Here is an 11,815-nt window from a genome sequence, read left to right on the forward strand (position 1 = left end):
TGGCTGCTGGAGTAGAAGCCGCAGAAAACGTTTATGGCGGTACTCTAGAGTCTTGGGTAATTATTGCTCGTCCCCATGAGAACGTTGAGGCGGTTCTGCCCATCGCTTACACCGCAGATGTTCAACAGTATCGGGAATCGGTAGAAAATCCGATTATCAGATCATCGAATTAAAGATAAATTCGGTGAATCACTAAGTTATCGGTTAGCGACAACTTATTAATTTGCTGAAATTTAGAAATCTAGAGTCCACAGTCATGACCGAAGAGGACGCGGAGAGTGGGAGACGCACAGACGCGGAGAGTCGCCCGTGTCCGACGTTTGAAGCAAATTGTTTCAAGCCCCCGACTACAGTCGTGGAGAAGAAAAAAGACATTCCTTGCTGGAATCCCCTGGCTTTAAACATGGGGTGTAAGAGCGTCCCCGTGTCCCCGTGTCTTCTTCAATAGGGACTCTAAATTCGTTGCCTAATTTAACAAATGTATAGTTTTGTAACTAGTGCAACCCTAAAGAATTACTTAAATACAGTGATCTGGATCACAATACACTAACGTCCTACTTATAGTAATATTCATATACTGAATTGATAAGGAGCTTCCTTGTTTCACCCAAATGACTTCTCACTATTATCGAGTGATTTATTGGATTCAAAAATCTAGAATTTTAGGTGTTGCTGAATCAGGGTATGATTTTACCTCACGCAGAGAGTAAGAGTTTGAGATATTGAATTTTGCAATTTCATACTTCAATTCAGCAAAGCCGAATTTTATTTAATTGCACTACTCAAGATCACTCTTCATGTTTATATCCAATTGTCAATCACATTGATACAGTCAATGCTTTGATAATTGTACTTTAACTTGCCAAATAATTTTTTTGAATAGTTGGTTTATATTGCCAAACAACTTCAGTTTCTTTATTGTCTACTAAATCTCAAAAAGTGTAAAGACATTCAATAAACAACTACAAAAACTTGAAACTTATATAGGTGAATGTGCGTCTGAGATTGTGTTGTATCCTTTTTACCTCCTGCTCAAACCTATGCTCTGTCAACATAGATCCTGATCTACTTTCAACACAATTCTATTCTTAATTACTCAAACATAAATTAAGAAAATTTGCAAGTTGACAAAACTAATGAAAATCCTGAAGAGAGGACGATGAGCAATAACTGGATGGGAAAGCAAAATACCTAAACAAGAAAAACCTGCATAAATTCAGTGTCCCAAGACGTAATTACACAGGGAACCTCAAAATTTCCAGATCAAGATTGTGAAATCAGAGACAACTATCAGTTAATAATTTAAGTCATTATAGGGGTTGTGATGCAGACTTTAAAACAGAGTTTCGAGGAATGCAATCTCATTATGAAAGAAGATGCGACAAACCTGGCAGAATATTGGCAACAACGACTGGCCAAGGAATGTCCAGAACAAAGTGAGGCTGCTAGACATAGTATTGTGCTTTGGCTTTTGGGAGTAGACTTAAATCGGTTTGATTTACTCAACCCCAAAGAATTGGAAATTGCCAAGCAAGCAATGGAATATAGATGGCGTATTTTACATCAGCGCTACTTAGGCATGGGACGAGAACGGGCTTATCGTCACCTTATTACCCGCTTAGGAAGTGTAATGACACTGAGAAATAAAATTCAGACTTGGGTTTCCCTGAGTCGTGATCGTCAGCGTAGTGTCATTGATGTATTGCAAGAAATACTACAAGAACTACTGCAAAATGATTCATATATGCAGCAGCAAATGTCTTGTATTGCAGAATTTACAACTGATAGAAGATTACAGGATACATTGCTCTTTGCTTCTATAGAAGAGTATTGTTTGCGACCAGTACGGAATCAACCCCTTTTAGTTTATCGCTTTGTCAACTATCTCCGTCGCACCCAGCGAGGTGGGTTAACACAAGTTCCAAGCAGTGACTTAATTAGACTAGTTTCAGACGAAGTTCTCACAGAAGATACTGATAATCCCCTGAACTTAGTCGATAGTCAAGCGATCGCCCAATATCAAGAAGCACAAAAATTAGAAGAACAACAGACACTACGTCAAGCTGTATACCAAGAATTTGAAAAATACTTGCTCCAAAATTTAGGAAAACAGGCAGTAGACTGGCTGCAACTGTATCTACAAGGCAAATCTCAAGAAGAGATTGCCAAAACACTGAATAAGCCGATTAAGGAAGTATATCGACTGCGTGAAAAAATTAGCTACCATGCTGTACGTGTTTTTGCTATCAAAGGTAAACCGGAACTTGTAGATAACTGGCTCTCAATTTCCTTGCCAGAAAACAACTTAGGGCTAACACAACACCAATGGCAACAACTGGATGAAAAATTAACTCCTCTGGAGAAGCAGATTCTGAATTTGCGGAGAGCAGGTAACTCTATAGAAGCCACAGCCCAACAGTTACAACTCAAAACTCATCAAGTCATGGGTGAATGGACTAAAGTCTATCTTGCAGCCCAAACTTTAAGAACTCAAGATTAGCTAAACACAGAACCACCAAGTAAACAAATAATGCCTATTCCAACATAAATGATGGGTATTACATTTGTAATAGATACAGATAAGCTATGACGAACAAGATGCAGTTATAAACTTGAGCTATCTGAAATTAACTAAGTGCAAATCTAGACCAAAAGCTAAACAGACTGACAAACCATAGTCATTTACCACAAAATAATTAATAATATATCTGTCAGTAAAAGTAGTGTTTTCGATCCAAATACATAATTGTTATGTTCTAATTAAGGCATTGAGAGCAAATAGTCATTTGTGTGCCAGCTTTGCTGCCTAAGTGAGCTTAAGTATGACACACTGCCAAAAATTGAAAAGTTACAGACTCAATTTTCCGCTTTTGAATTCATTCCTTGTGAATATTTCATGCAAACCGAGGTTTTTAGCGATATTTTCCCCTTGCTGAGTACAGCCAATCCACAAACATTGGAATGGTTACTCAACACCGCAGTTGAACATGAATACCCCTCTGGAAGAGCCGTTTTGATGGAAGATGCTTGGGGTAATGCAGTCTACTTCTTGGTTTCTGGTTGGGTAAAAATCCGGCGTACCAACGGCGATAATTCGGTGACAATAGCAATTTTAGGCCGGGGCGATTTCTTTGGAGAAATGGCGGTTTTAGATGAATCACCGCGCTCAACCGATGTTATTGCTCTTTCACCTGTAACATTACTAACTGTCTCCAGAGAACGTTTTATCCAAATTTTGTTTAAAGATCCACAGTTACATCATCGAATGCTGCAACTGATGGTAAGACGACTACGGCAAATTAATATACGCTTGCAAATGCGCTCTTCACCACCAGCGGTCAAACTCGCCCATACTTTAGTTCACTTGGGTGATAACTATGGTCAGAATTCGCCCGAAGGTAAAGAAATTTTTGACATTCCCTTGAAAGATTTGGCAGAAGTAACCGAAATAGGCATTGAAGAAACCACCAAAATTATGGAAAAGCTCCATGAAAAAGGATGGATAAAAATTGATCCTGTTAATAACTTTATTTATCTAGTCAACTTCAAACAACTACAGAATTTAGCTAATAAATTATAACCAGTACTGAATATTGAGGAGCCAGTATGTTAATTGACTTATTGACCATACCAATTTTAGATTTTATAGCAGGAGTCAGGAGTCAGGAGTCAGGAGTCAGGAGTCAGGAGTCAGGAGTCAGGAGTCAGGAGTCAGGAGTCAGGAGTCAGGAGTCAGGAGTCAGGAGTCAGGAGTCAGGAGTCAGGAGTCAGGAGTCAGGAGTCAGGAGTCAGGAGTCAGGAGTCAGGAGTCAGGAGTCAGGAGTCAGGAGTCAGGAGTCAGGAGTCAGGAGTCAGGAGTCAGGAGTCAGGAGTCAGGAGTCAGGAGTCAGGAGTCAGGAGTCAGGAGTCAGGAGTCAGGAGTCAGGAGTCAGGAGTCAGGAGTCAGGAGTCAGGAGTCAGGAGTCAGGAGTCAGGAGTCAGGAGTAAAACCCTCTTGTAGTGGGAGTTTCATTATCAATTGATGTCCTAACCACCCTGTCCACGGCTATAGATTTTAGATTTTAGATTAGTTTTTTCGGTATTCCTGCATTTAAGCAAGCTACAAGCCTCGCCGCAGTGAAAGCCGAAGAAATCTAAAATCGTCAATTTAAAATCCAAAATTGATTGACTAATAACTCAGGATTAGGCAGATAAAATGACTGAAGTAATAGCACCTCTTATCAGTACTCAAGTTCAGCAAGTGGGTAGGCAAATTCATTACTGGGTGGCAATGTCCCAACCAGAAAATCATTTATTTGAGGTGACTTTGCACGTTGTAGGCTACTCATCCCCAATTCTCGATTTGAAAATGCCAGTTTGGACACCAGGTTCTTATTTGGTGCGGGAATATGCCAAGAATTTACAAGATTTTGCTGCGTTTGCAGGACATCAACCTTTGCCGTGGCGCAAAATTAGTAAAAATCATTGGCAGATAGAAAAAGGTGATATTTCAGAAGTAACAGTGCGTTACCGCGTTTTTGCAAATGAGTTATCGGTACGCACAAATCACTTGGATGCTACTCACGGTTATTTCAATGGTGCAGCCCTGTTTTTGAGAATTCCTGGTTGGGAGGAGCTACCAATTTACGTTACTATTGTGCCACCACATCCAGAGTGGCAGGTAAGCACTGGTTTACCAACAATTGCTGAGGAAGCTAATACTTTTTTAGCTGCTGATTTTGATACTCTTGTTGATAGTCCTTTTGAGATTGGTAGCCATCAGTTATTTCACTTTCAGGTATTAGATAAACCTCATGAATTGGCAATCTGGGGAAAGGGAAATTTTAACCTACAGCAGATGGTTTCAGACTTTCAAAAAATTATTGAAGTCGAAGCCAAAATGTTTGGTGGTTTGCCATATGAACGATTTGTATTTTTACTACATTTATTTAACCAAGCTTATGGCGGTTTGGAACATAAAAATTCCTGCTCATTAATTTACCACCGCTTTGGTTTTCGCAATCAAGATAAATATGAGCGCTTTATTCAATTAGTTGCCCACGAATTCTTTCATTTGTGGAATGTGAAGCGAATTCGCCCCAAAGCATTAGAGGTTTTTGATTACGATCAAGAAAGTTATACACCTAGTTTGTGGTTTTGTGAAGGAACTACAAGTTACTATGATTTGGTGATTCCATTGCGGGCAGGAATTTATGATGTTAAATCATATTTAAATCATTTAAATCAGGAAATTACTAAATATTTAAAAATCCCAGGGCGGAAAGTACAACCTCTATCTGAGTCGAGTTTTGATGCTTGGATTAAACTTTACCGTCCAGATGCCAATAGTGGGAATTCCCAAATTTCATACTATTTAAAAGGAGAAATGGTATCGCTGTTGCTGGATTTGTTAATTCGTGATCTTCATCATAATCAGCTTTCTCTTGATGATGTCATGATGACAATGTGGGAGAAATTTGGCAAAGCAGAAATGGGTTATACTCCAGAACAATTACAGACTGTGATTGAATCTGTAGCCGGAATTGATTTATCTGATTTTTTTAAATCCTACATCGACGGATTGGATGATTTGCCATTTAATCAATATTTGCAGCCTTTTGGTTTGCAATTGATAGAAGAAAAAGATGACGAACCTTATTTTGGTGTGAAAATAACCACTGAAAATGGACGGGAAATTATTAAATTTGTTGAAATGGGTTCACCTGCAAATGTAGCGGGAATTGATGCTGGTGATGAGTTATTGGCGATTGATGGAATTAAGCTAGGTGCAAGTCAATTGAGCGAACGTCTCGCAGATTACCAAGCCAACGACACTCTTCAAGTTACAATTTTCCACCAAGATGAATTGCGTACCTATTCAGTGATTTTAGAACCAACACATTCTACTCGTTATCATTTGGTAGCTGTACAAAATTCTGATACTACTCAGCAAGCAAATTTTGTAGGTTGGTTAGGTGTACCTTTGACAAATATTCGGTAATATCAAAGAGAAAAATGTCTGAATCAGGATGATCTGGATGAAAGGATTAACAGGATAAAAAAATACAGATCATGAACTTAAATCTTATAAATCCTCAAATCTTATAAATCCTGATTCAGATGATTAATGCTCCAGAAAAAAGAATTTTTTGGTTATTTAATTTGACTTTTTAAAACACCTGGCTCGTGCTGAATAGGCAAAACATCTAAAATATCGGTTTGGGAACAATATTTGAGATCTTCTAAACATTGCAGACGTAACAATCGCTTACCGTGACTAGCTTGGTGAAATAATGCCAATAAGTCATTTTGCCACTGAGAATAAAGAGCGATCGCACTCGTGACTTCATCATTACCCGTTATTTCCTCTAGAGAAGAATTACTTTGTTGCCAAATGCTATGTGCGATCGCACCAGCACAAACTGTATCTTCTAAAGAAAAAGTACCTTCCCAACCAGAACCGACAATCCAGACTGTTTCCGGTTGCTTTTCTAGGAGAAATTGCACCACTGCGGCTCGGTTAATTAAAGCTGCTGCGAGAACAATCGGCGCATCTTGTATCCTTTTTAAGGCACGAGTACCATTAGTAGTACTAATAAACAAGCGCCTCCCTGCCACTAGTTCTGCTGTGCAATCTAAGGGTGAATTACCCAATTCAAAGCCAGCTACTTTCGCACCGCCACGTTCTCCAGCACGTAATCGTTTTTCGGCTGGCCATTTTTCGCTAACTTCCACCAGTTGGTCTAAATCGCTGAAGACTTGCACCGCTTCGCCTCCAGCCGCTAAAACTGTCGCCATCGTACTGGTAGCTCGCAGGACATCGACAGCGATCGCGCATTCTGGCGCTTCATCAGTTGGGGTTAATTCTGGAGTATGATATACAAATATCTTCACGCGCTGGATATACCTGCTTTATAAATACTGCGGTTATATTTTACCCGCTTGATGTCACCAAGTGTTTATACTAAACTTTATCTTTCCATCAATACATAAGTACTATAAAATTCCAAAAAGCCTATTTATCAAGGTTTTAGGCTTGGTATTGCATATTTTAATCTCAAAGATAGAAAAAACTAGAGGTTGTCTGATAGCTAACACCAAGCGCAAGCCAAATCATGATTTCCAGGATTTAGGGATGAACAGGATTTCCGGTTAATTACTAGTCAGTGTGAGCTTTTAACCATTGTTCCAAGTCGCTAATGTCCACAAAGTCTAATAATGCTTCTCCCAGGTCTTCTAGTTGTTCTATGGTGAGTTTGTTGATATTTTCGATGTAATTACTACTCAATTTTCCAAATCGCTTGGATAACTGACGTACCAGTAAGTTTGTTGCTTCTTCTTGCTTTGCTTCTTGATATACCCTTGTTTGCTTGATATCACTGACTAAAAACATCGCTTCAATCTCCTGACGGCTTAATTGCGAAAATTTGGACAATAAAACAGTCTCTAACAACTCTATAATACCTTGTCTCTCTCTGTCGTTGCTAATCTCTGTTTTTGTTCTTTGCATCAAGTTTTGAACTAATTCTGGTGCTTGGGTTTCTTTACTTACAATTAACTCAATTAATCCCATACCAATTGAACCTGATGGTATTTCATCTAAATAAATGCGTTTGATGCGACCACTATTTATTAACTCTTGCTGGTAAGTAGTTAATACTTCTACATCCAAACTGCGTTTCGCAAAAAGAGCTACTGCTTGCCAATCTTGCGCGGGTTTATATTGATTGAGATAAATGTTGATTTCTGTAATTAATTCCCAATAAAATTCTGGTTTATTTTGAAATTGCACTTCTACAAAATAGATGGGTTTTTCCAAACTATCTGGCATGAAAATCCCATCAAATCGAAAGGCTTTTTCTTTGACTTCTACAGATGTGAAATTATAGCCTTCAGCATTTTCTGTTGGTTGACCGAGTAGTTCAAATAAAAGGGTGTGGAAGGTGAGGAAGATTTGGTAGAATATCGTGTCTGTGTGCATTCTTTATAATTTGGATATTCCCTTATAAGTAGCTTGGCGCAATTAAATTAAATATAAAACCTCTCTCCAAACCTCTCCCCTACAAGGGGAGAGGCTTTGACGCCCACTTCCCTGGTAGGGAAGGGGGCTGGGGGGTTAGGTCTATCTTATATTTTTTAACGCCCACCTACTTAGCGGTTCTCGGTTGAGTGAGATACAAGAACCCCACCCCCAAACCCCCTCCCCGCAAGCGAGGTGGGGGCTATGATGTTTTATCTTATTCAAGTAAAAACTGCTATAATTACTTATTAGTCTGGGGTTTTAGGCGTATTCACAAATATAATAAAATAAATTATTTGAGCCAGTCAAGTCTTCGGTTTCCCTACCAAGCTAACTGGCTCGGTTTTATATTTGGATGCAGTCACCTACATCACTGGAATTGAGTCTGGACTCTCTGATGTACGCTCGATAAAATCCCTTTTATCAATTCTGACTGTAGAGAGTACTGGCGAGGAAGACCCGAACACAACACGAAAACCTATATCATGGTCTGAATCCTTAGCGCGATACCAGCAACGATTGGTAGAACGGCAATCGAAAGCATCGTAACACCAAGAACCGCCCCGTACGCTATGAGGAAGATTATCATGTTCATCTACGTTAGTTTCTCCCCAAACCTCATTACCATTGCTTTTTAAACGCTTTGGCTTTTGACTATAACTATCATGCCATCTATCTAAACACCACTCCCAGACATTACCGTGCATTTGATATAAATGCCATGAATTGGGGCTAAAGCTATTGACATCCACAGTGCATTCCCGATATTTGCCCTTTGGTGCGTCATCGTAGGAATTATTGCCGTCATAGTTGACTTGATTGGTGGTAATGTTATTCCCAAAGGCAAAGGGTGTGGTTGTACCTGCACGACAGGCATATTCCCATTCGGCTTCTGTAGGCAATCTGACGGCGCGTTTTGTTTGCTCAGATAGTTTTTGACAGAATGCCCGCGCTTCATACCAGGAAATGCCAACCACAGGCTGCATATCACCTTGAAACTTTCGGTCATATTTCTCCGAGGGGTTAGTTTTCATCACTGCTCGCCATTGGGCATTGGTGACGGTATATTTTCCCATCAAGAACTCTTGCAGATGGATTTCATGCTGTGGTGTAGACCAGTCTAACCATCGTTGCAAATTCTCAGGATCTACTCCATTTTTCAAGCCATTTTCTAGGGCTATTTCGCGCTCTTGTGGTGGTATTCCCATAGTAAACTTCCCTGCTGGCACACGCACCAGTTCTAGGGTTAGACCTTGACCTAAATCTACAGTCAATTCACGGGTTTTTGCTATTGCTGCTTTACGTCCCTGTTCGCCTTCTGAAGAACCTCTCTCCAAACCTCTCTCCTGCAAGGAGAGAGGCTTTGAATTCTCCCCATTCCCTTGTAGGGAAGGGGGTTGGGGGGTTAGGTTTTGCTTTGCTAATCGCTCAATTGCATTAAGTGCATCATCATCATCTCCAACTGCAGCTATAACACGCCTCCAATATTGACGAGCTAGAGAAAAATCTTTTATTACGAATTCAGCATTCAAGGCATCTTTTTTCAGAACATCAATATCAGTGAGGTTAGCAAACTTGGGCAGTAAAATATAATGCAGTTTTGTTGCAGGTTCTATGGCAGCATAGGGAGTCTGCGGATAGTTTTTATGCTTTTGGGTCAATTGGCGAACTTGATGGCACAAATAGTTATATAGTCGTTCAACAGTTGCACAGTTGCTTTCACCTTGAATTTGCAAACCATTGAGTAAAACATGGGTAAAAGCACCTTGTTGAATTTCTTCAATTTCGTAGGAAACCTGACTGGGACTACAGGAATAGAAGGTAATTACACCTTGCTGTTTTTCTTCACCAATTCCCAAACCACCACTTTTTTGACCTGTGCTGCGACAGGCATCAATAAACAATACGATATTTATTATCCGCACCACTCCGTCGCAAGCGTTCGGTTATGTAGTGTATGGGAATAGCTAAATTGGGAACAGTGCGAGGATTTCCATCTATCGGTAATAAATAATCTCGTCCTTCGTGGGGCATTCCGTGACCGCTAAAGTAAAACCAGAGGGTGTCTCCAGAGTTTAAAAAAGGTTCTGCAAAGCGATCGCCTAAAAACGAAATTAATGTACCGTAAGTTGGTTGAGTATCGAGTCCATGCTTGTCAGGTGGGGAATCATCAGAGAAAAAATATAAATTTTCTGGTTGTACACCTAAATCATGGGCAAAATAATTAGACACTCGTTCAGCATCACTTTTTGCGTACTGAAGGCGCTGAATTCGATTATATTTGTTAATACCAATGACAACGGCGCAATTTTTAGCCATATTGCGGTCAATTTTCTGGGGATTGGGGGGTTTGGGGCGATCGCTTAAATTTTAACTCTATTGCACCTTTACCAGCGGCTTTTACACCCGTACCCAGCAATTTAATTTCTCCTTCACTACTAATTTCTACTGTGAGGGTAATTTCGTCTAATTGGATTCCGGCTTGGGGTTGGACTTGCTTCTCGACATGGTTAAATAAATGACTGACGACACCCACAAATTGCGACATTTGCGTGGCTAACTTTCCGGCTTTTACACGATTTTCTTTGATCTCCTCATCCGCCACCTTAGGACTACCATAAGGATTACCATTGCCTGTAACAGCTTTCATCCCTTCTTTTGAGCGATCGTCAGAAGTGCTTGCGGTTACAATCCATAGCTCTTCGTCTTGCCAGTTTTTGTCTGTCATCTTACTTCCTCACACCTGCTTTGACAATTCTGGCACACAAGTGTGATTCGTCTAGCAAGTATCAATATTTTTCATGTCGGGATTTCCCCGCCCTCTATTCCCAAAAGTCCGCATTTAGCATTGCTTCAATATCGCGGCTAAACGGCCATGTATCAGGGAATTCACACTGTGGATAACTCCTGCGAACAATTTTGAGAGTATTTGCGTAAGCCTTATCAAATACTAGGGAAAAATAAGGTTTTAGGCTTGGTGATTCTGCTAATAAATCTTCTAAAGCAATTCTTTGCTTATCAATAGATTCCACCCATCCACGATAACAATCAGGCATATTTACATAATTCCGCTTCAGAATATGCTCCAAAAGTTCTCTAAGTCTACTTTCCAGTTCACGTTTGTCAGATCGCCCCAAATCCTCTATCTCCTCAATCAGATTCTCAAAATCTAACCCCTCAATGTCCTTATTCCGTAACTTATTGACTATATCTTCAATCCACAGTAAATAATCTTGTTCATATAAAGATACTGCAATCTGCGTCTGTGTCATTGCTTTATCTCCTTTGAGTGACCTAATTCAAACTTACAGCGATTTTAATCTCTCTGCACCTGGAGCGCCTTTGGTTGAGAAAAATGTGAAAATATAAAAGCAGATTCCCCCAAAATCATCAACATGGCTCCCTTACCCGATTATCGTCCTAAACAACTGTCTGTTGGTCCTTTAGAAGCAGAAATTCTCAGCATCGTCTGGGAACTGACTTCAGCAACAGTCAAAGATGTACACGATCGCATTCTGACAGATCCTAACCGCGAATTAGCTTATACTTCTGTAACTACTGTTCTGCGTCGCCTCACCGAAAAAGGCTGGCTGGCCTGTGATAAAAAAGGAAAAGCATTCTATTGGCGGCCATTGTTGACACAGCAACAGGCACAGATGATTAAAGCCCATGATCAATTACAGCGATTTTTGGCAGTGGGAAATCCTGATGTTGTTGCGGCCTTTGCTGATAGTTTAGATGAAGCTGCTAGTGAGCAAATAGAAGCGATCGCAAAACGCATTCAAGCAGCACGGGAAGCCAGAGGAGGAAAATAAA

General features: G+C 40.1%; 11 protein-coding genes and 1 pseudogene. 6 read left to right on the forward strand and 6 right to left on the reverse strand.

Going from position 1 to position 11,815, the window contains the following annotated elements; translation table 11 throughout:
• From A9Y75_RS15985 to A9Y75_RS16005, 5 genes and pseudogenes are all read left to right on the forward strand, one after another.
• A pseudogene (locus tag A9Y75_RS15985) lies at nt 1-173 on the forward strand (carbon dioxide-concentrating protein CcmK); the annotation flags it as partial.
• 1,139 nt (nt 174-1,312) lie between these two features.
• Nucleotides 1,313-2,500 carry a HetZ-related protein 2 gene (locus tag A9Y75_RS15990; protein ID WP_071190519.1) on the forward strand — a complete coding sequence of 396 codons (1,188 nt, stop codon included), beginning with the start codon at nt 1,313-1,315 and terminating at the stop codon, nt 2,498-2,500.
• A gap of 396 nt (nt 2,501-2,896) precedes the next feature.
• Complete coding sequence (locus A9Y75_RS15995; RefSeq protein ID WP_071190520.1) at nt 2,897-3,580, forward strand: Crp/Fnr family transcriptional regulator; 684 nt, start codon at nt 2,897-2,899, stop codon at nt 3,578-3,580.
• A 26-nt stretch (nt 3,581-3,606) separates the two neighbouring features.
• Entirely contained in the window at nt 3,607-3,987 is a 381-nt protein-coding gene (locus A9Y75_RS27685; RefSeq protein WP_177176208.1) for a hypothetical protein, read from the forward strand.
• 208 nt (nt 3,988-4,195) lie between these two features.
• Complete coding sequence (locus A9Y75_RS16005) at nt 4,196-5,980, forward strand: M61 family metallopeptidase (protein WP_071190521.1); 1,785 nt, start codon at nt 4,196-4,198, stop codon at nt 5,978-5,980.
• A 152-nt stretch (nt 5,981-6,132) separates the two neighbouring features.
• On the opposite strand, the gene A9Y75_RS16010 is transcribed toward A9Y75_RS16005, so the two are convergent.
• From A9Y75_RS16010 to A9Y75_RS16035, 6 genes are all read right to left on the reverse strand, one after another.
• Complete coding sequence (locus A9Y75_RS16010; protein ID WP_071190522.1) at nt 6,133-6,873, reverse strand: 2-phosphosulfolactate phosphatase family protein; 741 nt, start codon at nt 6,871-6,873, stop codon at nt 6,133-6,135.
• 265 nt (nt 6,874-7,138) lie between these two features.
• A complete protein-coding gene (locus tag A9Y75_RS16015; RefSeq protein ID WP_071190523.1) occupies nt 7,139-7,960 on the reverse strand; it encodes a DUF2887 domain-containing protein in 822 nt (273 codons plus the stop codon).
• Nucleotides 7,961-8,364: 404 nt separating this feature from the next.
• Complete coding sequence (locus tag A9Y75_RS30200) at nt 8,365-9,924, reverse strand: SUMF1/EgtB/PvdO family nonheme iron enzyme (RefSeq protein ID WP_269086305.1); 1,560 nt, start codon at nt 9,922-9,924, stop codon at nt 8,365-8,367.
• Nucleotides 9,893-10,318, reverse strand: coding sequence for a caspase family protein (locus A9Y75_RS29710; RefSeq protein WP_071190525.1), 426 nt, complete (start codon nt 10,316-10,318; stop codon nt 9,893-9,895). Before A9Y75_RS29710 ends, A9Y75_RS30200 begins: the two co-directional genes overlap by 32 nt.
• Nucleotides 10,319-10,325: 7 nt before the next feature.
• Nucleotides 10,326-10,727: a hypothetical protein gene (locus tag A9Y75_RS16030; protein WP_071190526.1), complete on the reverse strand. Its 402-nt coding sequence runs from the start codon at nt 10,725-10,727 to the stop codon at nt 10,326-10,328.
• 94 nt (nt 10,728-10,821) lie between these two features.
• Entirely contained in the window at nt 10,822-11,271 is a 450-nt protein-coding gene (locus tag A9Y75_RS16035; RefSeq protein WP_071190527.1) for a DUF29 domain-containing protein, read from the reverse strand.
• Nucleotides 11,272-11,394: 123 nt separating this feature from the next.
• Between A9Y75_RS16035 and A9Y75_RS16040 the strand changes: the two genes are divergently transcribed.
• Nucleotides 11,395-11,814: a BlaI/MecI/CopY family transcriptional regulator gene (locus A9Y75_RS16040; RefSeq protein ID WP_071190528.1), complete on the forward strand. Its 420-nt coding sequence runs from the start codon at nt 11,395-11,397 to the stop codon at nt 11,812-11,814.
• Nucleotide 11,815 lies beyond the last annotated feature (1 nt).

This window comes from Trichormus sp. NMC-1, assembly GCF_001858025.1.
GTDB lineage: Bacteria > Cyanobacteriota > Cyanobacteriia > Cyanobacteriales > Nostocaceae > Anabaena.